Origin of the sequence: Pseudoalteromonas sp. OF5H-5 (genome assembly GCF_021530695.1) — a bacterium.
In the GTDB taxonomy this organism is placed as follows: Bacteria; Pseudomonadota; Gammaproteobacteria; order Enterobacterales; family Alteromonadaceae; genus Pseudoalteromonas.
In genome coordinates this window covers 185,317-207,836 of sequence record NZ_JAKGBF010000005.1, presented here as the reverse complement: position 1 = coordinate 207,836, position 22,520 = coordinate 185,317, and the positions used below count along the sequence as shown (strand labels likewise).

29 protein-coding genes are annotated in these 22,520 nt (G+C 43.5%); 4 read left to right on the top strand and 25 right to left on the bottom strand.

Going from position 1 to position 22,520, the window contains the following annotated elements; all coding sequences use genetic code 11:
* Positions 1-59: 59 nt before the first annotated feature.
* The 23 genes from L1271_RS09675 to L1271_RS09570 all read right to left on the bottom strand — a co-directional run bounded on the left by L1271_RS09675 (position 60) and on the right by L1271_RS09570 (position 17,895).
* Positions 60-1,010: a hypothetical protein gene (locus tag L1271_RS09675; protein WP_235367717.1), complete on the bottom strand. Its 951-nt coding sequence runs from the start codon at positions 1,008-1,010 to the stop codon at positions 60-62.
* The gene (locus L1271_RS09670; RefSeq protein WP_235367715.1) at positions 977-1,669 is read right to left on the bottom strand and encodes a hypothetical protein; all 693 of its coding nucleotides are present in this window, start codon (positions 1,667-1,669) and stop codon (positions 977-979) included. Before L1271_RS09670 ends, L1271_RS09675 begins: the two co-directional genes overlap by 34 nt.
* Positions 1,666-2,148, bottom strand: a complete 483-nt coding sequence (locus L1271_RS09665; RefSeq protein WP_235367714.1) for a baseplate complex protein — start codon at positions 2,146-2,148, stop codon at positions 1,666-1,668. Before L1271_RS09665 ends, L1271_RS09670 begins: the two co-directional genes overlap by 4 nt.
* Entirely contained in the window at positions 2,145-2,807 is a 663-nt protein-coding gene (locus L1271_RS09660) for a hypothetical protein (RefSeq protein WP_235367713.1), read from the bottom strand. Before L1271_RS09660 ends, L1271_RS09665 begins: the two co-directional genes overlap by 4 nt.
* The gene (locus tag L1271_RS09655) at positions 2,785-3,150 is read right to left on the bottom strand and encodes a DUF1353 domain-containing protein (protein WP_235367712.1); all 366 of its coding nucleotides are present in this window, start codon (positions 3,148-3,150) and stop codon (positions 2,785-2,787) included. The genes L1271_RS09660 and L1271_RS09655 overlap by 23 nt, the downstream gene beginning before the upstream one ends.
* On the bottom strand, positions 3,128-3,544 hold the full coding sequence (locus L1271_RS09650; protein ID WP_235367711.1) for a hypothetical protein: 417 nt from the start codon (positions 3,542-3,544) through the stop codon (positions 3,128-3,130). The genes L1271_RS09655 and L1271_RS09650 overlap by 23 nt, the downstream gene beginning before the upstream one ends.
* 92 nt (positions 3,545-3,636) lie before the next feature.
* Entirely contained in the window at positions 3,637-4,029 is a 393-nt protein-coding gene (locus L1271_RS09645) for a hypothetical protein (protein WP_235367710.1), read from the bottom strand.
* A 1-nt stretch (position 4,030) separates the two neighbouring features.
* The gene (locus L1271_RS09640) at positions 4,031-6,613 is read right to left on the bottom strand and encodes a phage tail-collar fiber domain-containing protein (protein ID WP_235367709.1); all 2,583 of its coding nucleotides are present in this window, start codon (positions 6,611-6,613) and stop codon (positions 4,031-4,033) included.
* A complete protein-coding gene (locus L1271_RS09635) occupies positions 6,610-7,116 on the bottom strand; it encodes a phage tail protein (RefSeq protein WP_235367707.1) in 507 nt (168 codons plus the stop codon). Before L1271_RS09635 ends, L1271_RS09640 begins: the two co-directional genes overlap by 4 nt.
* Positions 7,109-8,248, bottom strand: a complete 1,140-nt coding sequence (locus L1271_RS09630; RefSeq protein WP_235367705.1) for a baseplate J/gp47 family protein — start codon at positions 8,246-8,248, stop codon at positions 7,109-7,111. The genes L1271_RS09635 and L1271_RS09630 overlap by 8 nt, the downstream gene beginning before the upstream one ends.
* Positions 8,238-8,552, bottom strand: coding sequence for a DUF2590 family protein (locus tag L1271_RS09625; RefSeq protein WP_235367704.1), 315 nt, complete (start codon positions 8,550-8,552; stop codon positions 8,238-8,240). Before L1271_RS09625 ends, L1271_RS09630 begins: the two co-directional genes overlap by 11 nt.
* A complete protein-coding gene (locus L1271_RS09620) occupies positions 8,549-10,879 on the bottom strand; it encodes a phage tail tape measure protein (RefSeq protein ID WP_235367702.1) in 2,331 nt (776 codons plus the stop codon). Before L1271_RS09620 ends, L1271_RS09625 begins: the two co-directional genes overlap by 4 nt.
* Positions 10,880-11,026, bottom strand: a complete 147-nt coding sequence (locus L1271_RS24925; RefSeq protein ID WP_371378761.1) for a DUF6890 family protein — start codon at positions 11,024-11,026, stop codon at positions 10,880-10,882.
* Between the two features lie 23 nt (positions 11,027-11,049).
* Positions 11,050-11,343, bottom strand: coding sequence for a putative phage tail assembly chaperone (locus L1271_RS09615; protein ID WP_235367700.1), 294 nt, complete (start codon positions 11,341-11,343; stop codon positions 11,050-11,052).
* Entirely contained in the window at positions 11,324-11,959 is a 636-nt protein-coding gene (locus L1271_RS09610) for a hypothetical protein (protein ID WP_235367699.1), read from the bottom strand. The genes L1271_RS09615 and L1271_RS09610 overlap by 20 nt, the downstream gene beginning before the upstream one ends.
* Entirely contained in the window at positions 11,959-12,408 is a 450-nt protein-coding gene (locus tag L1271_RS09605; protein ID WP_039497824.1) for a phage protein, read from the bottom strand. Before L1271_RS09605 ends, L1271_RS09610 begins: the two co-directional genes overlap by 1 nt.
* A gap of 9 nt (positions 12,409-12,417) precedes the next feature.
* Entirely contained in the window at positions 12,418-13,518 is a 1,101-nt protein-coding gene (locus tag L1271_RS09600; RefSeq protein WP_235367698.1) for a DUF2586 domain-containing protein, read from the bottom strand.
* Between the two features lie 18 nt (positions 13,519-13,536).
* Complete coding sequence (locus tag L1271_RS09595) at positions 13,537-14,169, bottom strand: phage virion morphogenesis protein (RefSeq protein WP_235367697.1); 633 nt, start codon at positions 14,167-14,169, stop codon at positions 13,537-13,539.
* Positions 14,162-14,635 (bottom strand): phage tail protein, encoded by a 474-nt coding sequence (locus tag L1271_RS09590; RefSeq protein ID WP_235367696.1) that lies wholly within the window; start codon positions 14,633-14,635, stop codon positions 14,162-14,164. Before L1271_RS09590 ends, L1271_RS09595 begins: the two co-directional genes overlap by 8 nt.
* Entirely contained in the window at positions 14,632-15,069 is a 438-nt protein-coding gene (locus L1271_RS09585) for a head completion/stabilization protein (RefSeq protein ID WP_235367695.1), read from the bottom strand. The genes L1271_RS09590 and L1271_RS09585 overlap by 4 nt, the downstream gene beginning before the upstream one ends.
* Before the next feature lie 96 nt (positions 15,070-15,165).
* Positions 15,166-15,864: a phage terminase small subunit gene (gene gpM, locus L1271_RS09580; protein WP_235367694.1), complete on the bottom strand. Its 699-nt coding sequence runs from the start codon at positions 15,862-15,864 to the stop codon at positions 15,166-15,168.
* Between the two features lie 67 nt (positions 15,865-15,931).
* Entirely contained in the window at positions 15,932-16,984 is a 1,053-nt protein-coding gene (locus tag L1271_RS09575) for a phage major capsid protein, P2 family (RefSeq protein ID WP_235367693.1), read from the bottom strand.
* 11 nt (positions 16,985-16,995) lie between these two features.
* Positions 16,996-17,895: a GPO family capsid scaffolding protein gene (locus tag L1271_RS09570; protein ID WP_235367691.1), complete on the bottom strand. Its 900-nt coding sequence runs from the start codon at positions 17,893-17,895 to the stop codon at positions 16,996-16,998.
* Positions 17,896-18,086: 191 nt separating this feature from the next.
* Here L1271_RS09570 and L1271_RS09565 point away from each other — a divergent pair, with 191 nt between their 5' ends.
* The 4 genes from L1271_RS09565 to L1271_RS09550 are packed head-to-tail and all read left to right on the top strand — an operon-like array spanning position 18,087 to position 21,665.
* Positions 18,087-19,859, top strand: a complete 1,773-nt coding sequence (locus L1271_RS09565) for a terminase large subunit domain-containing protein (RefSeq protein ID WP_235367690.1) — start codon at positions 18,087-18,089, stop codon at positions 19,857-19,859.
* Positions 19,859-20,917 (top strand): phage portal protein, encoded by a 1,059-nt coding sequence (locus L1271_RS09560; RefSeq protein ID WP_235367689.1) that lies wholly within the window; start codon positions 19,859-19,861, stop codon positions 20,915-20,917. Before L1271_RS09565 ends, L1271_RS09560 begins: the two co-directional genes overlap by 1 nt.
* Positions 20,914-21,228 carry a hypothetical protein gene (locus tag L1271_RS09555; protein ID WP_235367688.1) on the top strand — a complete coding sequence of 105 codons (315 nt, stop codon included), beginning with the start codon at positions 20,914-20,916 and terminating at the stop codon, positions 21,226-21,228. Before L1271_RS09560 ends, L1271_RS09555 begins: the two co-directional genes overlap by 4 nt.
* On the top strand, positions 21,228-21,665 hold the full coding sequence (locus tag L1271_RS09550; protein WP_235367687.1) for a hypothetical protein: 438 nt from the start codon (positions 21,228-21,230) through the stop codon (positions 21,663-21,665). Before L1271_RS09555 ends, L1271_RS09550 begins: the two co-directional genes overlap by 1 nt.
* 26 nt (positions 21,666-21,691) lie before the next feature.
* Here L1271_RS09550 and L1271_RS09545 read toward each other — a convergent pair whose 3' ends face one another.
* A complete protein-coding gene (locus L1271_RS09545) occupies positions 21,692-21,967 on the bottom strand; it encodes a hypothetical protein (RefSeq protein WP_235367686.1) in 276 nt (91 codons plus the stop codon).
* A 45-nt stretch (positions 21,968-22,012) separates the two neighbouring features.
* The gene (locus tag L1271_RS09540; protein ID WP_235367684.1) at positions 22,013-22,252 is read right to left on the bottom strand and encodes an adhesin biosynthesis transcription regulatory family protein; all 240 of its coding nucleotides are present in this window, start codon (positions 22,250-22,252) and stop codon (positions 22,013-22,015) included.
* Positions 22,253-22,520 lie beyond the last annotated feature (268 nt).

The following is a 22,520-nucleotide window of genomic DNA, read 5'->3' as shown; positions in this document are numbered from 1 at the left end:
TTGGTCACAGTTTTGGTCACAGTTTGGTTTTCAAAATCTCATTAAAATAGGCAAAAAACCTACTTAGTTATCGGGTTAAGCTTACCATGTAACGCATCAGCTTTGCTTTTAAAACCTGTAAACTCAGCGGCGTTAATTGGTGGCGGTTTTGTCATTTCGTGCTTATGAGTCGCTATTTTTTCGTTAGTCTTTGCGACAACTTCAATTAGTTCTAAAATAATTCTTATCGCATTAACTGAGTTGTTACCAACCCATACAGTCGCCCCCTCTACTTTTGCAAGGTCAGCAGCTTTTGCATAAAGCGTCCGCAAGCTTTGCAACTGCATATCATCATGTGCTTTTATTTCAATTTGTTTTTTACTGCCAATCAATACGCCTTCGAGGGCGGTTAGTAATGCCTTTTCACCCACAATTGTTTTCAGGGCACCCATCACCTCATTTATTTGGTTGCCATCTATCTTTGTTGTGTCATGACTCTCTATGTTGCACGTGCGCTCATGGTAGGCCTCATTTCTTGACCTCGCCATAACGGTGCTTGTGTCACTACATTGACTGATATCTCTATCCGTTTTCATATGCCAGCTTTCATCCCGGCCTTGGATGCTGCTGGTAGTACTTTGTAAAAGAGATACGTCTGTGTGTTTAGAGTTAGGCACTAAGCTTTGCCACGGTAAAATTGCAGTGATCACAGGTAGACTATTGAGCCCATCAATATATTGCAGTAGACAAAGCATGCCGGGCTTGGGGTGTGAGATGACACCTGCATTATTTGGCTGTCCAATTGCTAGTGTCACTTGTTGAAATACCGGTGCGTCAGTCGGCTCAAGAGTTTGTGGGTTTATGAGCTGTATATCTGCTGCTTTGTATGGCCGGTACGGAGTGCTAGCTTTTGGGGTATCTGTAGGCAAATCATATATAGCAACAAATTTTGCCAGCTGTGGTAAATGTTTTCGCTCACCGAGCTCAGGAAAATACCTTAGTATGAGCCGTTTAATAGCTTGTTTGACCATCTTAATTGCATCCTGTCATCTTTTAGTGTCACTTCCGTGATGTATCGGCCATTGATTTTTATGCCAGGTCTTAACTTTGGTATTGCTAACACCTCGCTGTTTATCGTTTTAATTGCGTGTTCAGGGAACTCACTAACCTCAGAGGTGGCCCACTTGGAATGCTCCCAACTGCCAACGTAGATTTTCCCATCAGGTCGCTGCTGAACTATGTAATGAGGTATTTGCCAAACTGCACCAATTTGGCGTAGCGCTTCAATGCCTGTTCCTGCATGGTGGAATGCTGGTACGACGGCTTTTGAATATTGTACATTTGGTATAACAAATTCTAGTTGTCCTTGTGATAGCTCTGCCAATACCTTTTCAATCGTTGCATGTCTAATTGCCATAGGTATTTTAAAGCTTAGTGCGCCAATTAGCTCTCTACATGTCAAGTGCCACAAGCCGTTTAAATATAACTTTGATTCAATCACACCTAAAAAGTATGGCTCCAACGCCTCTAATTCATATCCTATATGCAGTTCAACAAGTCCAGCTGGTTCAAAGTCACAAACAACTTGAAAGCTCGCCCTGCCTGTAGAACCTATATCCAGTTGCACTAGCTTTTTTTCGATTGTTGTTACTGGCACTCCCCCAATTGTTAGTTGCTCATTTAATTTCAAGGCCCTTCAACCTCACTAAATTGAGCCAATATTTTTTCATGTCCTGTCGTTGACTGCGCCGCAGCGTGTCGCTGCCCTTTTGAGTCTAATTGCTGTTGCTGGCGCTCCGATACCGATCTCACTTCGAGCAGGTTAAAAGACACGAGCCACGCCCTCACGTCTTCATCTTCAGTTGCTTTTACATCGCCATCAAATTTGGCGCGGCGGATTTTATATGCTGCTGAAATAGGGCTATTGATGGTATAGGTTCGACGCGCGCCATTTTCATCGAGTGCCTTTGCCTTACTGATCAAAGCTTCTAGCTCTTGTTCTTCAGCGAATGGTATTTTTGTTTTCACAGTAAGCACCGCAGCCTTAATACCTTGGTCAAGTGACAACGCAAACGAGCCGAATCCCGATGCATCATCACCCTTAATTTTTACTGCCGCGCTTACCTTGGTCTCATAACCTGGCACACGCCATCCATCTATACTGATCATATTGCGTCTTTCACTATGCTTAGGCTTTCAAAATTACCGATGAGTAACACAAAAACCCAGTGTTCGTCATTATTGCCAAATCGAGTTATAGCTTGTGCAAGAGAGCTTCTGCTTGAAGCTCTAATCAGCTCAGCATTAAGTCTCGTTGCAATGTGTACTTCGCTAGGATTTAGCCTATGATTTCGCTCTGCTTTTAGTTTTTCGGTTTCTGTCATCGCATTGTCAATGGATGTAATAAGGGTTGTCCCCTCATCATTTATGAGCCTTTTTGAATCATTGAGCCATTGTAAACTCAAAGGTTTTAATGATGTTGTAGTTAACGTTTGCCAATCCAAACTTTGCCCGTTTGTGATTGTAAACTTATCTTGCTCCACAGTAGTTAAGCTCTCTGCATAAGCTGCCGTGTGAATAAAATCAGCAATTGGACATGATTGATTAAAGTTCTCCAGCTTACTTTTTAGAGCTTTTTCGGTTTGTCCAGAACTATAGAGCAGTAAACCATCCCAACTGTTAGGGCTATCAATTCTGGATTCATCTTGTACAGCTTCCGCAAGTTCAGCGGCCCCTGCTGCACTGGTCATAGTTCGTGATGTTTGATAGCTGTAATGGCTTAACTTATGGAGTGTTTTTATCCGTCTATTTAACGCTGCCCTGTCCATTGAGGATATCCTTAAAAGCATTAGGGTATTTTACTTTTTGATACCCGAGCACAAAAAAATACATAATGTGAGCTTTGAATTTACTCACACCACCAAGCTCAAGGTATTCTCGAAAATACCTATGTGCTTGTGGGTTGCGCTTTCTAAGCTCATCATCATGAATGATTGCAGCTAGTAGCCCATCTCCAAATGGATTGTGAAACCACCATAGCCACCTAGGAATACTGAACCCATCCGTTACGATCCCAGCGGCCACCTCTCCATATTTGTGTTTAATTGGCTCAAGCACGCGAGCTTTGCCACCCCCAATAAACTCCAGCTTAGGCTGTGGCAACTGGGACATAAACGTCAAACTCCATCGTTTCAAAATTCAATCTGAACGGCGCGTTTTCGATGCGAGCCAAACCCTCATTAAGTCTCTTGGCAGTAATGAGATAATTACCGCTGGTATCAAACTGTAATGGCAACGTCACCACACCATCTTTGATAGTCGCAATAAACCGTAGGTCTTCAATTGGTTGGCTCGCATTTACTACGCGCTCAACCATCACCATGAGCCCGCCGTTTGGTAGTCCGTCAGCTGTAGCAGTTACGATGAGTGGTGTGCCTTTCTGCACCCACCAAATTCTACCTATTTTTTTTACGTTTTCACCGTTTTCACTTTGCAGGGTAATGTTACCCAGTGTAATCAACGGTAGTTCATTTTGAACCTCTGGGCTAAATAACACTCTAGACATTATCTCACCACTGTTGCCGATGGTTAATTTATAACATGGAGCAACTGGCTCGCTTAGGGGGGTATGGTCCAGCGTTTCGTATTTGATAACCACTATTCAGTCCTCCAAACGCTGTACGATGCGTACGCTAACGAATCTGCGTAATGACGCTTACAGATGATTTTAATCGACTCGTCAAAATGCAGTGGGAGTAGTTGTTTTACTAAATCTGCGGTTGCAGGGGTTGCTCCCCCTCTATTTTCTTCAAACGTTTTTATCACATCTACCCCATCTCTAATCAGAGACACAAGATGCAAGTTAGTACTGTCAAACCCATTCAAAACCCCCTGCAAATGGTTGTACTCCAGGAGTATGTAATCCTCGTTGTACCCCTCTGGCAACATGACCGCGTTGTATGAACCTGAGGAGTTTGAATTATCATTTTGATATTGGGCTGTTAACAAATCAATCAGCCGCGGTTGGACGTTATCACTTACTAACATCATACTACTGCACCTCCCAATACTCGCCGTTGAACACGACTAAAATTTCGCGATTCGCTTTGTACATGAATTCACTACCCGTTTGCACTGCTTGGCCGTGACGCTTGCTTAGCTTGATATCCACATCAGCCGTTTTAATAACAGGCCAAATGCCATGACATTTATTGAGGGCTATTGTTGTCCCATACGACATACCTACTGTTGGCGGTAGGGTGTATGGACCCTCGGTTGTGAGATATCGCTTTTCGTGAGGTGCAAGGGCTTGGGCTGTTTCTGTATTGCGATGTTCTTGCATCAGCACCGGTTTGATGTTGTGGGTGCTGTAGACGTAATCCATTGCCACAGTGACTTCTTTAGTCCCTGAAGGTTTTGGTGCATCAGTGATAGATTCAACTTTATTAGTCAGCCGACCGTCGCCCGTTACGTCCTTACAATACACATCGACTCCCTGCCAGTAACTCTGCCTTGGGAACCAAAAACACATTTTGCTATCGACATTTAATACAACGAGACCATGCAATCTTGCACCTGTCGCAATCCCCCTGCAGTTCAGCATCGTTTTGCTGTAGATGTACCCTTGCGCTATTACGTTGATTGGCGAACCACCGTACCCATTTCCTTTAATCTCCAACATCCACGCAGCACCGCTAGCCACCGCATAATTGATGCTGGTTTTTATCAACGTGCCATCTTTAAAATCTCGCTCTGAGTGCAGTGGCATATAATCAAACGCATTGATATTTTGCACCTTGTCTAGAGCGAGCAGCGCTTTACTCGGCGGGTTTTTTGTAGTGAGTACTAAATCCCATTCAGACCATTGGCCCTCTCCAACTCGATAACGAATATATGATTTAGGTTCGCCATGATAAAGATGGGCTTTTTGTACAATTCGCTGTTCGCTGCTGTTCTGGGTTTTGACTACAATTACTTCCACTATGTACGGCGATTCTGATGGCAGGTTTTGCACATTATTCAACGCTAAAACGCATTCAGAGCGTTCGGTTAAATCATTTACATCAACGCCGTCAACGTATCTACCAATATCTGAGATAGCCCCTATTTCAGACGGTGATGGCTTGTTGTATGTGGTGTATGTGTTTTCGAAAAAGTCAAACGGTTTAGCACTACCAGTATTTTGAAGAGCAATTTGACAATAAAAGCTATATATATAGTTCGACTCATGAAAGCATACAAAATGCGGCTTTCCATTGATGATTTGAACGCTAGGCCGATTTGAGTAAAGGTCATATGTATAAATATGCTTCGCTACCCAGCCGCGGCTATCTTTGTAGAAGCGTGCAACCAAATTTGAATTTGAGCTGGTTCTTTGGGTTGTACCAAAGACCAAGATATCAGATGCATCCGATGGCAAATCAGGAAATTCGCGAGGTCTACTCGAATTCATGATTAAATCAAACGTTCGTGTTACGAAGTATTCTGACTGATGACTCACCCTGTTGCCCAGCCCATGAATATCCATCTCTTGTCTAACTTTATTATCACCAGCCGCTGCCGCTTTTGGGGTGACAATTAAGTCTGTACGCCCACCTGTAGTGACATCCTCATCATCGCAAAAACGCTTGTCGGTTAATAAACTCGCACCGTTGAACGCTATTTCACCGTCAAATTCAATCGTGCTCTCAAAATTGATGGTGTCAGCTACTTCTTGATTGAGCGCAACGTTGTTTAGTAAATTGTAATAATCTAGACCGAACGGTTCAAATGATCCCGCTCCGTTGTATGTCACAAAATCGTGATGTGCAGCTGAATGGTAGAACTCAACTCCACCATACCGCACTCCATTAAGTTTGAATGTACATAAGCGAGGGGTGAATTTACTACCATTAGTTTGTAGGCAGCCTCTCAATCGGTCTGTACTATACTTTCTGCTAACAGCAACTTGTGAAATGATGTTGGGTACAATCCCGTTAACTCGACTAAATGTTAACGTGCCAATATTCCATGACTCGTAAGTGCTGGTCGTATTAACCAGTTTACATAATGCGATAACGCTTTTTCGATAACCTGTTAACTGCACTTGGTCTGACAAATCAACAGCTATATTTCTACCGTGGGTGCGACGGTTTAACTTCTCTGTTAGCGCTGACAAATCTTGTGCTGTCGCAAACACCCCATCGCTGACCTGCCAAGGTAACGTAGGTAAAGTTACATTCAGATCCCCAGCTAGTTGCTGGCTTCTCCAAATTATTGACTTAACACTATAGTCACCGGTATTAGCTCCATCTGTACGCGTTTTGGTTTGCTCGTTTGTATGTACAACCGCAATCAGCACTTCAGTGCCATTAGCTTTTCGGGCGAGTGCACCAAACCAGTTAAAAGTGAAGTCGCCAACGTCGTAGCCAAGCACGCTTGATATCACGACTGCATCACCGTCTAAGCTGCTGACTCGATCAATAGGTTGGTTATGTACAATGTTTGCCGGCACACTATCGCTTAAAATCGGCGAATCTGCATTTAATCCTGGTACATGAGCAAAAACCATCTTGGTTATATTGAGGGTTTCTGTTCCTGCAAACACATCATTTTTATATGCAATGCCTTCGTTTGTAATTTTTAATTGGCTCACCCAACTACCTCCTTGTTGTACAACACCAAGCCACATACTTCTGCTGTTGTGATTGCCGTCATTGCATTTAACACGTACCGCCTGCATGTCTTGCCATAACTCGCTATCAGCTCTAGTATCATTCGCTCTCTCCCTGCGAAATTCTTTTCTAGCATTGAGACTTGTACTTGGTCCCAGTCAAATCCGCTTACCCTTTCGTTGACTTCTGCTAATATTCCAAGACGCCTGAAAATTCTTTCAAGCCCTGCTGCACTGCCAGCATCAACCGCATTTACGTGAGCTAATTGCACTCGCTTTGCGTACATGCTCAGTGGCTCATCCGATAGCCGGCTAACACCTCTTTCCCATGCAAGCAGATCTAATATTTTTTCGCTGGCGTCTGTGCTGTGTTGAATTGTATTCCACCATAGCAGTTGTGAATTGAGCTCGTTCCAAAAGTCCTCAGTGGCCTTTGCTAGCCTCTTAGCATCATCGCCATATATCCAACTTGGTAGGTTAGCCATGCTGCACCACCAGTTCATTTAACTTTGGTAACCAAAACCCTGTGCTTAAGTTGGTTTGATTAAACGATACTCGTGTTAACTCAGGAAATGCGTTGTGTAATTCTGCCGCCAATAAGCTAAAACTAAATGCGGTATTTGGCATGACTCTAGTCGGTGAGTAAGCTGCGTTCTCACGAAAGACAGAGCGGATAAAAACACTGATGTCACTGCTAATATCTCGGCTCGCCTCATAGGTGACTGTCATATCAAATGACTGAGTTGGCATTGCAAACACTTTCATGTCATCGGCCAAGCCATGATTACCAGCAGCAATATGGTTATTAATACTGTCTATAATCGCTTGGCTGATTGTTCCTACTGTTAAATAAACATACGCGTTTGCAGTGCCTGGACCTCGTGGCGCGCCTTTTTCAAGTGCGATATTGTCCATGGGGATCCCGCCTGCTGTTGCGATAATATTCTTGTATACGTCATCCACATGGTATTTACCTAGGTGTGAGAATGCCGCTTTTATTCGCAATCGATAGTTCTCATCACTCTCTACGTACTGCCCGGCTGTGATCAACCAGTCGTCGTCATTTGTGATATTTACACCATCATATTCGCCATCGATACGAACATAATAGCCAGCACTTAAATTGTATTCATGACCATGAGATTCAGCGACAGCAGTCAGTGAGGCAGTTGATTGGCCTATTGCTAAGACACAATCGCTCTCTGTAACGAGGCGGTATACTTTTCCATTAAGCGGAATGCTTTCTACAATAGTCCCCGCTGGGATCTCTATTTCTTGTGATGCGTCTAAACGGCTTATTTTTAGCTGCCCTCTAGCAGTCACAGCCGTGAGTCTCTTAATATCACGAGCATTCCCTTGAATGTCTAACCACTCAGCTTGAGCCAACATAACAAAGCTGTTTGGCATTACATGAGTAGTCATCTGTTTGACCAGTTGGGCGGCAGGCTCTGCAACTAACGCTTTTTGTAATCTAAAAAATGGGCTGTATGGACTTTGGTTATTTACAACAAACCCCGCACTTTTTAGGTGCTCATCAAACTGCGCTGAAAAATCTTCTACGGAGACTGACATACCGGCAGCTCGCATCTCCTTTTCAAAAAGTGCTTTATAATCCATTATCAATCCTTCCGTAATCCCGAGTATCTGCCTCTACATTGATAAGGCCTGTAGTCAATTGTGTGATTTTTATTGTGCCAGGAACTAAACGATCATCTTGTTCAACAATTAGTTCAATTTCAGTGAGCACTTTTGCAATGTGGTCTTTGTTCCTAAGGCCAATTAGCAAAGGGAGTTTTTTACTTTCAATAATCCGGTGCTTAATATCCTGTGCAACCACATCACGATCATTGATTTGTGACGGGTTGAATAGGCTATCTAGCTGAATATCTCCATCAACAATATTGAGGTCTATACGTATCATCCAGCTAACTCCATTAGCTCATCAAAATCTCTCTTCACGTTGTCTGACTTTATGGTGAGAGAGTCAATCATCACGCGCTTCGAGTTATCAGTCGATACTGCTTGGTTGTTTGTTGTGTTCTTGCTTAAGCTTTGTAAAAACTCAGACCTATGCGTTTTCACTTTGTAGCTGTTATTTTGTTGCTGAAGCTCGCTTTTTTGTCTCTCTATTTCTAATGCGCTATTGATTGCTGAGTTGGTAATATTTTGATCTAAATTATTTCTAAGCTTGTCCATTTGCGGCATTAGATTTTTTATTACTATGGCGCCATCGCTACCGAACGCTTGTGTTAACTCGCTGTATTCTTTGGCCGAGTCAATCTCACCATATTTCTCTTGTAGCCTCTCTAGAATGGTAACGATAGGAAGTGCGATGCTTTTGTCACTGTTTAGTTGAATACCTAACTTTTGTTGAGCGTATGGCAAACTTTCTATAAACGATCTGTAGCTGCTACCCGCATTAGCGCCTGACATTGTGTTTTGTAGCTGCCCAAGTACAACGGTTGATTCAGCTTTGCTGATCTGATGAGTAATCGCCGTTTGACCAAGCTCCCGCTGCGCTATCATCATTTGGTCACTGTTTGCCTTATAGAGTTGCTCTGGCAATGGTTGACTTGTATGTTCAACTTTTAATTTTGCTTCGGTATCATCAATCAGACCTAGCTTTTCTAGTATCCAACCAACGCTATCTGCCAAGGCATTAAAAGACGATTTAACACTGTCAAAGACACTCATCAACATCTGCCCCCATGCTGTGTCTTTAAATGCGGCAACTAAATCATCCCAGTAATAGATAAGCGCACCGATTGCTGCAATAAGTGCCACGACTCCAGCTACTATCCATGTGATCGGGTTGGTCCAAAGTGCCGCACTAAATAAGAGTGCAGCGAACTTTCCTGCCACCATTACTGCATTTAATGCTCCCATAGCAACAGTGGCTGCGCCTAAACTTGCAACCAAGGCTATCAACCCTGCGATACGTGTAGCGACCAGTGCAGCTTGCCAAAGTTTAGTAATGAGTAAGTGTGCTTTTGTTAACGCAATACTAGATAGCATGGTCATACGATACAGCCCCATCACGGCATTAAATGCTCCCATGACAACGACATAAGCAGTAAAAGCCACAACACCTGCAGCAATGATCCCGGTTAGGGTTGGAAACGTTTGAGTTAACCAAACAACGCCTCTCAATATGGCAGATAGTCCATCGACGATAGGTTCAATAATTGGTAAAACTGCTTGTCCGAGGCTAGTCATTGCTGCATTCATTGACCCGCCAAAACGGTCCCAAGAACTGCTCATTGAATTAGCCATTTCAATGGCAACATCCATGCCTTTAATTTGAGCGAGTTGATTGATATTGGATTCTAATTGCTCTGTTTGAGGGATAAGAAGCTGTAACATTGCAACGGCTTCATCACTGCCAAATGCATTCTTTAACGCATCTGTCTTAGCTACGGTATCTATCTCCCCAAACCGTCCTTTTAGACGCTCAATCACTTGTACCATTGGTAACAACTTGCCTTGAGAATCTGTCAACTGAATGCCGAGTTTTTGCTGTGCGGCCCCCACTCCTGTTAAAAATGCTTTATATTTTGTACCCGCTTCAGACCCTGACATTGTTGCTTGCAGCTGGCCTAGCACCGCCATTGATTCATTCATTTCAATACCGTGCGAGTTTGCGCTAGCACCAAGGCTTGAGAACGCACCCGCCATTTCACTACCAGTGGTTTTGAACATACGCACACTTGCAGCAGTTTGACCTGTGAGCATTTGTATCCACTCAGACTTACCAACCTCTTTTGCAGTATCTTGGTAAATACCATACATAGTGCCGAAATAATCTGTTGTAGTAGCGGCATCTGACTTTGTGCCTTTGGCGAGAATAGCTGATGAGTTGGTAAACTGTGACAACTCTTTACCATTAAGCCCTGCTATTGCAGATTGGATATCGTAGGAGCTGCGGATCACTTCCGCTGAATTACCGCCATAGTTACTTACAAAATTCATGGCAGTATTATTGAGTTGAGTTAACGCCTCATTACTTACATTAAGTGAACTGACTTCACCGAGCGCGGCCTGTGCATCTATCGCAGGATTGAGAGAACCGACAAGCATCATCGCGCCGCCAGCGGCACTCATTAACCCACCCGTCATCTGATCTTTCGCAGCAGCAGTTTGCTCACTCATCTGATTAATCTTAGCCATGATTTTATTCACAGGCCCAGTGACTTTGTCTACCACACCTATTGAATACATCAGTTTGTCTAATTTACTGAGTGAGCTCATTTAATCATCGCCATTTAACGCCATACATATGCCGTTATTTACGGCAGTGGCTAACAATTCATTTTGCTGGATCTCGAGAAAGAGCGCTTGGGCTAAGCTCTCATCCGTTACTGGCATAGCCCCAAAGTATCGAGCATGGTATGCCAGTAACTGATCAATTCGGTTTGTCTTTATTTGCTTGGCGCGCTCTTCGATTTTTTTACGGTAAAATTAAACTCCGGTTGAAAATCTTCCACAATCGCACTTGCCATATGCAATGCCGCCGCTGGTTGCTGTAGCAGATCTTTCAGTGCTCTTGCTTGTGATTCATCAACAGTAGACATCAAAAAATTCGTCGCCGGCTGAATTTTATTGATTGGAGTTAATGCATTGATGTACTTGTTGTATGCAGGAGTATCAACATTAAACTTGAACTCTGTAGTGTCTGTCTCGATGATGATTGTTTTAGCTAGTGACATTGTCATTACTCTCTTTTAAATCTGCTTGGTCTAGCAGTGTATAACTAAAATATGGGCCCCATTTTTGAGCTGATAACTCGCAAAGCTCAATAAACTCGTCAAAGTCATTCGGATTTGCAATTACTTGACAGCCCGCAGACCACTTATCCACTTGGGTCGAGGTCGTTGTTGCACTCGCTCGATGACAATTAATGCCAAAGTAGCCTTGCTGTAGTTCTGCATGAGGCGTGGTATTGGTGTCCAACTCGTCGTCCTGGTTGTTATCCCGTAAGACAACTACTGGTTTATGTTGTACAAGTGCGCGGTACTTGCCTTGGTGATAGCCAAGCGTCCAAAGACTTAGGTGTTGCCCAGCGATAAGCACGGCTGTACCGTCTACATTCATTGGATGTTTGCGCCAGTAAAGTCCCGCATCAGTTGTTGCTTTATACTGCTTTAGTTGCCATTCTCCACCTTGTTGATACAGCACACAGATCGCATCATTAAATGTATTTGCTCGTGTATTACTGTGGCGAACACCGATGATATTGAGGTTTAATTCTCCCTCAAATACATGATGGCCACATGCACGCATAGTGTTTATCACCATATCTGGGTTTAAGTGTCGAATGGCTTTTGTCATCACAGATCCCTTACTTCATCGTCAGTTAGATAAGGCACACCGTTGATTTTCACAAAATCAGGGCTTGTGATTGGACATTTGATCGTCGTGGTGTCTTCTTCACCACCATCGGCCTTAATGTTTAAAATCTCTTCTAGTTGCGGTAAACACCCGAACGCCTCAACGTTCTTTTTACCCGCAGCGACTTCAGCGTTAAACGCAACGTCGAAAGGTTCAATCGCTTTCCAGCTACCAGCTTTTTCCGCTTGAGCTTGCAATATCAACCAGTTCTCATGGTCAAGTTTTAACGTGACTTCACCTTCAACATCACCATCAATAAAGCCTTTTGGTATACCGCGAACCTTTTTAACCTTTCGGCCATCCGTGATTTTTACCGTGGCTTCCATAACATGGACCATTGAATTACCAATGAAGATATCAAAGTCCTTACCACCTAATACCTTTTGCATGTGCGCTCCTTACACTTCTCGGTCTAACATAATTCCAACGATAATGGTGCTCGGGGAGTCAATCGGTTTTACCTTCAGCACAACTTCTAAGGTTTTCTCGTCCATAAACGTTAGATTGATACTGTCGTCTTTCGGCGTGTCGATTAAACCAGGGAACTTATCTGCACCAATGTTTACTGACTTGCTCATATCACGAAGTGGCTTACCCAGTGTGCGTTTGCCAAATTCAATGCCTGTTGTGCTGTTGTTTAGTCGGCGGTTTTTAATCTGCTGAATTGCAATGATGCGCACGGCGCGTGCGGCTTTATCAACAATGCGGCCTGTTTCGATTTGCTGAAAATCACCACCTTCAGCATCTAGCATGTTAACGTCGCCAAAATATACGCCGTCAAAATCTGGATAAAATTGCGTACAGCTAAAGCGAAGCGCATCCAGTGCAGATGTAGTTGCGTTAGTTAGTGGATTACCCGCGGCATCTTCCGGCAATGGCATAAGTGACATTGCACCAGTTAGTACTCGCATAGGGCTGTCGGCAATCGTCACTGCTCGCTTACATAATCTACCAGTTACAGCGCCCAGCTCATCACCGAATAGCAGAGGAACAACGGCCACTCTATCGCCAACGATACCGTCTGTTAACGGCTGTAACGCCGTAACTAAATCCGACCAGTTTTGACCATCAGATAAACCTGGTGCAGCAATTAGAAATCTAACTCGCCTAGCCAAACTTGATAAGATCTCTAATGCCTTAGCTTGATAGCTCTCGATTTCAGCTTTGCCTGTGACTGGCGTACAGATCACAATGATTTCAGGACTCACGTCTTGGTCCATTGCTTTATCAATTAACGCCATAGCATCATCGCCAGCACCGTGAGGAATTGCATACCCACTCACTAGATCATCACCGTTACGCTGCCAGGCAGCAATTTGCGTTTTTAATGGTGAGTCATCACCACCGAATAAATCATCGAAATCACTTTGAGCATTGATGGGTAAAATGTTGCCAATGTTTGCAGATGCTTGTCCGATAAACAGAGCCGTGCGTTCCACTTCTTTCGTAGCGCCACTACCAGTTTGAATGGCGGCAACGGATACTTTTCCTTGTGCCATGGTCGTTCCTTATTTGCGCTACGCTACTTGCATAGCTTTGTTTAATATAAAATTCAGTTGCTCTTTTTCTTCGGCCTGTGTTTGACCTAAAAAGGAGCGGGCCGGCAAGTCAATTTGCCATTCGCTCTTACCTGAGCTGCCCTTTAACTCTCGGAGCAAAAAACCTGCTTGGGTCTTACTTAAATGCTCTGTGATCCACACAATACTTGCGCGCTTTGTGCCTTTGCCTTTTCCGCGTGGTATTTTGTAACCGGCGGCAATTAATGCTCTTGCTTGGTTGCGCGTTGCCAAACCGTCCTTGCGCTGCTCACCATTGTCTTTTGGCGCTTGCGCAGTAATGCTTATTCCCTCTTGCTGCGCTCTGGCTATTTTGCCAGTACGTGTATCTTTAAAATAAACGCTGGCGTTATTTGGTCCGTAGCGAACTTTCATTCGACGCTTTAGCTTGGTAAGCATTTTTTTCTTGCGACCGTTAGCTCGGCCCTTCCACGCTTTACCTGTTAAATCTTTTTGTTGGGTTATTCGCCCTTTACTATTGCGGTTCGCGGCTCTTATCGCACCCCGTAACAAGTTACGTCGTTTATTTGGCTTGAGCTGTAAAAACGCTAACTGCTCTTTGCTTTGGCCTTCGTCAAATTTGACGTTAAGCACGGCTTACTTCACCATGCAACGTGAATGCTTCCGCTATCCACAGGCTTTGCTCACCAAAGTCATAACGCTTACCATTTAATTCAAACGGGCCATTGTCGGTTTGAATAAGCTCAATATCCTCACAAAGCTGCTCTATCGTTAGCTCAACTTCGTTGCTGTTGTCATCGTTAACGTCAGCGCTAAATTCAATGTCAGTGCTGTCATACTTACCGCCATTGTTTTGCAACCAAAACGATGCAAACGCACATATCAATGCAGCCGGTGCAGCACAGGGGTTTATGCTAATAACCCCTGAGTAATAAAATCGTGCAGCTAATAAACCGTTGCCATTGACTGTTTTACTGCTTGGCTCAATTCGCCCGCCTTCAATCCAACAATCAAATTGCGTTTCTAGCGCTAGTTTGTGGCCTTGGTATACCGCACTCACTAAGTGCTGCTTAAGTTTAGCTATTTTGCTTTGGCTCATAACAGTTCCACCGATAAGTTGGGGCTGAGCGCCTGCAATAAACGCAGTGCGTTGATGCTTTCACGTTGCCAATGCTCATGGTTATCAAGGGCTGATTGGCTTTGTGCTGTGGCGTTATCCCGATGCGTACTACCAAGCTTTGATACCAGTAAATTTGCTTTGGCTTTGCTGTACACTGCATCGTGATAAAAAATCACTTGTTGCGCGTTCAATGGCTCGCCATTAGTAAGCTGCACATCTTCAAGCTCTTGGTTAATATCAGTTTGTGCGCGTTTAAGTTTCTCAACGAGTAAATCGCTTTTGTTTGCGTACTCATTGGCAACTGCATAATGTTCAATAAAGTGTGCTGTACTTAATGCTGGGTAATAGCCATTACCTGGCACTTCAACATTGACGCTTTGTAAATCTGCCTGTGGCATACCGCTTAAGTTCATCACCACCCCCGTAAATTTGCGTGGGCGCCACTTAGACGTAAGCAGCCAATCAAATACTGTTAACTGGTTACGCTAAGTTGCCCACTGGCGTTGGAGCTATTTCAAGTTTTTTTCTAGCTTTTCGACGAGTGTTTTTACACCCGCTTTCTCGTTAATCTTTTGCGCCATTTTGCCAAACCGCACTGCATTACCATTGTTATGCAACGTGGCCTCTATTTTGGTAGCAATGGCATAGAGCTTACCGCCCGCGATTTCGCTTCCAGTCCAGTCTTGATTGCGAGTGGCATGAATAACTCGCTGGAGTGTAAACGCCATGTTTGCCAAATCTTCCACTGTGCAGCTGTTTTGTAAGTACCAGTTGGCATCGTCGTAAAGCTGATCGATTAAAAAGGTCGGCCAATGCTTGGTATTAAACTGTTTGGGTAGCGGTTGCTTTTGCTCGATCAGTAATGGCAATAAATAAATGGCCTGTGACCAACGTTTAAGATCAACCAGCCAAATAAAAACCCAAGCTAAAACTAGGTTTGGATGATTGTCACCACTTAACCGGTATTGGTTTAAGTAACCTATGTAATCGTTCTTCTCGATTGCTTTGGCTTTATAGTCAGCTTTGTCGCTAATATCGCCGAATGTTTTTAGCTGAGCCAAGTCTGAGTCAATGGCCGCTTTAAAAAACGCGTACTCGGTATGCTCACTTTTGCGGTTTTGCGCTTTGTTTGTTGCTGGCGCACTACTTTTAATGCTTGTTGGCACTTCGCCTTTTGCTTTGGCTAGCGCTCGTTTGACTAAGCTCATATAAAAACACTCTCTAAAAAACGCCGCTTGCAAACTGCCAAGCGGCGAAGCTCTACCTCAAAGGGTATTAAGACCAGTTACCTTCTTCATCTTTATCAATTTTTACCGAGTCAGATTCGATGAAGGCGATTTTTTCTAGGTCTTCCACGTAATAACAGGCGTTACGCGACTCGTAATCTTCCACTCGCTTTTTCTTAGCATTGCTTTCAATGCTCATGCGAATTGAGCCCGACTGAATGTAATGAGTTAAATTGTCAAAGCTCGTGACCAAAATGCCGCGCGGTGGAAAGAACGACACTTGAAAACTCGGCAAGCCGCCGTAAGTGTTGATCACCTGTGACATTTCAACTTTTTCTTTTTCGCTTGGTGTGTGGGCGTTTTTGGCGTAATGCTTGGCTTTGTCTTGCGAAATGAGGTCATCACCAATAATGGCTACAAGACCAACTCGCTTGTGCAACGGGATCCCTTGAATTAAGTCGTTTACTGCGCAATCGAGGTTTTCGTAATCACCGCCTTCACCAATTCGAATTTCATCGACTCTTGGTGTATCTTCAGTACCACCATCTTTAAATGCTCTTTCTGGTGCATCGCGGCGAACCAATTCCAACCAACCAATGTTGACGTCTTGCATCATGGGATATTCGGTCAGATTTGTACTTTCGGCAACATGGGTGCCATACCAACCAATTTTGATGATATCGAGTGCTTTTTGCTGGCGAACATGCTTACGATAACGCTCATGAAAGTCCGGGAACTTAGACCAGGCATCCATTGTCACCCAAGGCAAATGCACATCGACTTCTTCTGGGTGACAACGATACTCTCGCTTTTTTAGTGCTGATACGTCTTTGGTTTTACGTTCTTTGGTGTCATCTGTCTCTACACCAGCGCGACCCGTAACCCCAGCACCCGAGCTCATGAATATAGACTCACCTGCGATGTCATCAACCATTGCATGGTTAATTCGATTTAAAAATTCAGCTGATTCATAAACTTGGTCATACAGTGTTTGTTCAAGTGTTGGCGCTACCGCAAAGTTTTCATACACACTTGCAACACCGTAGTTGCTTGAAAGTGCAACGCAAATGGCAGTAAATAGTTGAGTAGTTCTTGTGCGCATATTCTGTGTCCTTACAGTAAGTTTGCGAATTTACCGTCGTCGCCGGTATGTTCTTCATCGGCTTCGGTAGTGCCAGCGGCTTCCGTACTTGAGAGTTCAGTAAACTTGTTTTGAAGCGCATTAAACTTCTCTTCTTGCTCATCGAGCTTTTTGTTTAGCTGGGTGAGCTGCTCCGTCAGCTCTAGGTTTGTGGCATCATTGCCTTGGCCTTCATCCTGTTGGCCCTGAGCTTCCTGCTCATTATTTTTACCAAACTCTTTGATACTCGACGTAAGCTGAGTAAATACAGGGGTAAGCGCCTCGGCAACTGCGTTACCAATTTCGGCTTTATCTTCTTTCGTTAATGGCATGGGTTCATCATCCTTGCTGAATAGGTTTCTAAAAAATGGTTTTTTAGCTGGCTTTGAACTTTGGCTATGTAGGCCAAGGTCTGCGCGTAAAAAAGAAACGTCCGTGTTATCTGCGCCCTTATTAAATTTGGCTCTTGATGTGTAGGTGCTTGCTGGGTAATCAGTGACGGCTAAACCTGTAAGGTAGGTTTTTCCGGTGCCCATAAAATTGCGGTCAATTTCAATAGAAAAGTAGACGTGCTGATCGGCTTGGTTTAGTTGCACAAAGCTAGCATTTGGCGCTAGAACCGCTTTTAAAACTTGCACGCCATCTTCGTTAGTGTCGGTGCTCACCTCAATCACATCGCCTAGCATACCGCCCGTGAGCTTAACCGATGATAGTGCTTCGGCTTTCCAGCCAGACCAATCTGCATAATGGTCAATATTAATGCGGGCGCCATACTTTTTAGGATTGTACGTCTCAACAATATCGTTAATGTCTTGCTCTTCGATTTCTCGCCCGTCTACTGTTAAACCAGCAGCTGCAATAGCAAGCGGTATTGTGCGTAATTGACCTGGCATTGATTAACCTGTTTAATGCGTTGCGTTATTAAGTTAGGCCAAGTTTGCACACAATAAATGATTAATTCTAATGGTTTAACTTTTTGAAATTCCTATATTTAGCTTTTAGGAATAGCTAGGATTTTAATTGGACGATTTAGCTACTTTTAGCCCTTAAACTGTACGAATTAGAGGATGAATGATGGTGCAGGATGCAACCAAAGTACGGGCCAGAGGTACGCAAACAAGCGCAAGACTTATATGTGGTACAAGGCTACACGTTTGATGAAATAGCAGATTTGCCAAACATGCCGAGTGCGCGCAGTATTCGCCGCTGGGCTGATGATGGTAAATGGGCAGATATGTGCCCGAGCTACAATGCAGAAATGGCATTTAGCCGCCGTATTAATATCCTAACCGACAAACCTGAAAAAACCGACGCTGATTATAAAGAGCTAGAGTTTTGTACTCGCCAGCTCTGTGCACTAAACAAAAGTAAACTTGCGCCGGCACCTAAACAACGAGCAGCCAACGACGGGCAACCAGAAGGTAATAGCTCCGCAGGCGGTAGCAAAAAGAAGAAGAAAAAGAAGAACGACTGCTCAGCCATCACGGTTGAAATGCTCGACGAACTAAAAGAAAAGTTACTTTATCCGCACCAACTCCATTGGTTTGAGAACCAAGACCACCGAAGCCGCTTTATTTTAAAACCGCGCCAAATTGGGGCCACATTCTATTTTGCATTCGAAGCGTTTTATGATGCCGTTGTAAATGGCCGCAATAAAATTTTCATCTCAGCAAGTCGTGACCAAGCCGAAGTATTCAAAGCCAATATCATCGCTCTGGTTCGTGAGCACTTTAATATTGAGCTCACTGGCTCACCTATGGTGCTAACGCTCAAAGGTGGCAAAACAGTTAAGCTTATTTTCAAATCAACCAATGCAAGAACAGCGCAATCGGAGAGTGGCGACCTATATATAGATGAAGTGTTTTGGATCCCCAAATACAAAACTCTTCGTAGCCTTGCCCAGGCAATGGCAACACATAAACATTTACGCATTACTTACTTCAGCACACCCAGTGTTACCAGCCATGAAGCGTATGATCATTGGAATGGTAAATGGTTTCGTAAAACCAAAGCCTGTAACGACCCTGAATTTGCCATTGATTGCAGCCATAAAGCGTTAAAAGAAGGCCGCTTATGTGAAGACGGTATTTGGCGCCAGATGCTTAACGTGCATGATGTGGTTAATTCTGGCTTTGACCGCATTGATATTGAGGTACTTGAAAACGAATACTCACAAGACGAGTTCGACAACTTGTTTATGTGTAAGTTTATTGATGATGCACACAGCGCCTTTAACCTAAATCAAATCATGGCATGTGTAGTTGATTCAACAAAATGGACTGACTTTAATTTAGAGTGGCAACGCCCCTTTGCGTTAAAACCTGTGTTGATTGGTTTTGACCCTGCCCGCTTTGGTGATAAAGCCAGTGTTGCAGTATTAAGCTGCCCGATGAAACCAGGTGAAAAGTTCCGCCTGCTTGAAGCAATCGATTTAAGCGGCAATGACTTTGAAGCCATGGCCGCTGAGATAAAGCTACTTACAGAAAAATACAACGTTCTACATATCGGTGTTGATACCACTGGTATTGGTTATGGCGTGTGGGAAATGATCACCAAATTCTTCCCGAATGCTGAACCAATTCACTACAACCCAATAATCAAGAATCAGCTGGTTATTAAAGCCATCAACGTGATTAAAAACCGCCGCTTTGAATTTGACGAAGACGCGGTAAACATTGCCAGCTCATTTATTAATATTCGCCGTAAAGTTTCTGGCGACCAGATCACGTATGCCACCAACCGCACAGCGACCACAGGCCATGCCGATATTGCATGGGCAATTATGCACGCCATGAAATTTGAACCTTTAGACGGTAACACAATGGGCCGTCAAACATCTGTAGGGATAGCAGCTTAATGGATAAGCCAAGGATAAATGTAAAAAGTGGCGAGACGCCAAACTATACAGCAATGAGCGATGTATTTAGTTTTGGCGATCCCGAACCATGTTTAGATAACCGGTTGACCGATTACACCGGAGTATTTGCAGACAGTAACGGCATTTACGCACCACCCGTTAGTTTATATGGACTGGTAAAGCTGTTGCGAGTTAATGCCCAGCATGGGCCTATTTTAGGCTTTAAGCGCAACATGATTTTAAAGTGGTTTAAACCCAATTCAGTGCTTAGCAATGACGCATTCAAAAAATTCGCTTATGATTATTTATGGTCTGGTAACGCGTACCTGCAGATCATTAAAAACCCATTCGGTCAAATAATCCGGTTGCGCCACCTGCCTGCACTAACTATGCGATACACAACTGAGCGCGGGGTATATGCGCAGCTCAGTAATAACCACTTAGAACCCATTCGCTTTAAAGCGGGTGAAATATTACATGTAAAGGAATACGACCCAGCTCAAGGAATTTACGGCATACCTGAGTATTACGGTGGAATTCAAAGCGCCCTACTCAATGAGGATGCCACATTATTCAGGCGCAGATACTACAAGAACGGCGCACACATGGGTTTTATATTTAGTATGGCCGATCCTAATTTAAGTACTGATGATGAAGCCAAGCTCAAAGATGCAATTAAAGACAGTAAGGGCGTGGGTAACTTTAGAAGCTTGTTCTTCAACTTTAGGAGTAATAAAGCGGACGCTGAGAAGTCTATTAAGATCACGCCTGTAGGCGATATCTCTACAAAGGATGAGTTTGAGCGAATTAAAAAAATCACACTTAATGACATGCTGAGTATGCATCGTGCGCAAGAAGCATTGAGCGGCCAAAGCTCCGGCGATAGCCCAGGCTTTGGTGATTTGGATAAAATCACTCGAGCGTATTACAACAATGAAGTAGTGCCTCTTCAACAAACGATGGCAGGCATTAATCGCTACTTACCAGCCCATTTGCACATTGCTTTTGACATTCCGGAGTACTCCGATTTATACCCTAACAAGGACAAGGCCGCATGATAGATATGGAATATCTAAAACACATTTTACAGTTTGTGGTGATCAGCATGGTCGCTGCCGCAATACAACTTTATTTGAGCCCGCATGCTTTTACCTTTGCACGTTATTTTTTTAATGCGCTAATGGCATTACTTGCGGCTTATTTGGTATCGAGCTTTTGCGATTTCTGGCAAGTGGCCGAAAGCGCTCGACCAGGCTTTATTGGTGTAGGAGCATATTTAGCTCCCCACCTATTCAATGGATTAAATAATTTAGGTCAGCGATTTAGCAAGGATCCGCTGAAAGTCATAAACCAATTAAGGAGAAAGTAATGGGTTTGCTATCAAAAGTACTATCGTTCTTTACCAACCCTGTGGCGGACTTAACAGGCGGCTACCGTGAGCGTAAACGAATAGCAGCTGAAACAGCAGCTGCCGTGGCAAGCGCTGAAGCTAATTTTAAGATTGCACAATTTAATGCTAAAGCCCGACGCTGCGAGCAAGCGGAACAAAATGATTCCGACTATGACCTACTTGTGCTCAAGAACCGCGACAAAACGTTTATGGATGAAGTGATTATTCTATTTTTTTTGACTTTGTTTATCTGCCACTTTATACCAAAAATGCAACCTTTCATGGCTGCTGGTTGGAAGGCCATGGGTTACACCGGTGCACCTTGGTACTTTGAGTTTGTCATTGTTGGGATTGCCGTTTCAACGCTTGGACTTATGCGATTATTTAGGGCTTTTTGGACCAAACGAAAAGCGTAAGTACTAATCTATTTAGACCTAAGAGCTTAAGCTTTTTCTATTGCCTTAAGCTCAATTTCATTATTGCTTCCTACTATAATTTCTAGCAATAACCCTTTGCTTTTTGCCTCTTTAGCTAGAGGCGCTAAATCCAATTTGGAAAATTCATTTTGACTTACACGTTTTATCGCACTCAGTGAGATTTCATATTCACCACACTCTACACCAGAACAAATATAATGGCGTCGGTTTCCATGGTCAGTTTCAACATATGTCGACGGCTCACTGCACAACAAACACTTTTCTTTTATAACTTTAGACATCTTATTTCCTGTTCAGTTAACGTCTGAGCTGCTATGAGATTCTTGCTATCTCAAGTCAATCTCTTTAATAAGCTCAATTATTAAGGCTTTTTCTTCTAGCTTATTTAAGGCCACAGAAAGATTAGGCAATTCTACACCGTTAATCATTGCTGCGGCTTTCTTATCCATCCCTTTTACCAAATAGTCAAAAAGCGCACTAATAACGTTTTCACTTTGAATTCGAGTGAGAGACAAAAGCAATTCAAAGCGCTCTTGGCTTTGCATGCCTTTAAAAAGATATTTCATAAAATAGTTATGAGTTAAGCCATAATAATTTTAGTATATTTTGATTTTCAATTTTTACAATGATTTTTGCGATATTGTTGTCACTTTGCTGTCACTGTATGTCACACTTTTGACACTCAGATCCTTTCACAACTTCTTCTAGATCCTTTATCTACTTAGGCTAGCAAAATGATTTGTGTCACAAGCCTTGTCAATCTGACGCGTTTTTTGCACGAAAGCGGAAGGCGAGGAGGAGTGAATTTTTCGCCCTTTTGCTTTCTCGCTCTCA

Bases quoted from the DNA above. Each gene is read 5' to 3' on its own strand.
- L1271_RS09570 (WP_235367691.1), bottom strand. From the start codon at position 17,895: ATGCCAGGTCAATTACGCACAATACCGCTTGCTATTGCAGCTGCTGGT.
- L1271_RS09630 (WP_235367705.1), bottom strand. From the start codon at position 8,248: ATGGATTATAAAGCACTTTTTGAAAAGGAGATGCGAGCTGCCGGTATG.
- L1271_RS09625 (WP_235367704.1), bottom strand. From the start codon at position 8,552: ATGATACGTATAGACCTCAATATTGTTGATGGAGATATTCAGCTAGAT.
- L1271_RS09560 (WP_235367689.1), top strand. From the start codon at position 19,859: ATGGATAAGCCAAGGATAAATGTAAAAAGTGGCGAGACGCCAAACTAT.
- L1271_RS09590 (WP_235367696.1), bottom strand. From the start codon at position 14,635: ATGAGCCAAAGCAAAATAGCTAAACTTAAGCAGCACTTAGTGAGTGCG.
- L1271_RS09675 (WP_235367717.1), bottom strand. From the start codon at position 1,010: ATGGTCAAACAAGCTATTAAACGGCTCATACTAAGGTATTTTCCTGAG.
- L1271_RS09650 (WP_235367711.1), bottom strand. From the start codon at position 3,544: ATGTCTAGAGTGTTATTTAGCCCAGAGGTTCAAAATGAACTACCGTTG.
- L1271_RS09540 (WP_235367684.1), bottom strand. From the start codon at position 22,252: ATGAAATATCTTTTTAAAGGCATGCAAAGCCAAGAGCGCTTTGAATTG.
- L1271_RS09545 (WP_235367686.1), bottom strand. From the start codon at position 21,967: ATGTCTAAAGTTATAAAAGAAAAGTGTTTGTTGTGCAGTGAGCCGTCG.
- L1271_RS09620 (WP_235367702.1), bottom strand. From the start codon at position 10,879: ATGAGCTCACTCAGTAAATTAGACAAACTGATGTATTCAATAGGTGTG.
- L1271_RS09565 (WP_235367690.1), top strand. From the start codon at position 18,087: ATGCAACCAAAGTACGGGCCAGAGGTACGCAAACAAGCGCAAGACTTA.
- L1271_RS09665 (WP_235367714.1), bottom strand. From the start codon at position 2,148: ATGATCAGTATAGATGGATGGCGTGTGCCAGGTTATGAGACCAAGGTA.
- L1271_RS09575 (WP_235367693.1), bottom strand. From the start codon at position 16,984: ATGCGCACAAGAACTACTCAACTATTTACTGCCATTTGCGTTGCACTT.
- L1271_RS09600 (WP_235367698.1), bottom strand. From the start codon at position 13,518: ATGGCACAAGGAAAAGTATCCGTTGCCGCCATTCAAACTGGTAGTGGC.
- L1271_RS09610 (WP_235367699.1), bottom strand. From the start codon at position 11,959: ATGACAAAAGCCATTCGACACTTAAACCCAGATATGGTGATAAACACT.
- L1271_RS09655 (WP_235367712.1), bottom strand. From the start codon at position 3,150: ATGTCCCAGTTGCCACAGCCTAAGCTGGAGTTTATTGGGGGTGGCAAA.
- L1271_RS09645 (WP_235367710.1), bottom strand. From the start codon at position 4,029: ATGATGTTAGTAAGTGATAACGTCCAACCGCGGCTGATTGATTTGTTA.
- L1271_RS09550 (WP_235367687.1), top strand. From the start codon at position 21,228: ATGGGTTTGCTATCAAAAGTACTATCGTTCTTTACCAACCCTGTGGCG.
- L1271_RS09585 (WP_235367695.1), bottom strand. From the start codon at position 15,069: ATGAACTTAAGCGGTATGCCACAGGCAGATTTACAAAGCGTCAATGTT.
- L1271_RS09635 (WP_235367707.1), bottom strand. From the start codon at position 7,116: ATGGCTAACCTACCAAGTTGGATATATGGCGATGATGCTAAGAGGCTA.
- L1271_RS09615 (WP_235367700.1), bottom strand. From the start codon at position 11,343: ATGACAATGTCACTAGCTAAAACAATCATCATCGAGACAGACACTACA.
- L1271_RS09660 (WP_235367713.1), bottom strand. From the start codon at position 2,807: ATGGACAGGGCAGCGTTAAATAGACGGATAAAAACACTCCATAAGTTA.
- gpM (WP_235367694.1), bottom strand. From the start codon at position 15,864: ATGAGCTTAGTCAAACGAGCGCTAGCCAAAGCAAAAGGCGAAGTGCCA.
- L1271_RS09605 (WP_039497824.1), bottom strand. From the start codon at position 12,408: ATGCAAAAGGTATTAGGTGGTAAGGACTTTGATATCTTCATTGGTAAT.
- L1271_RS09555 (WP_235367688.1), top strand. From the start codon at position 20,914: ATGATAGATATGGAATATCTAAAACACATTTTACAGTTTGTGGTGATC.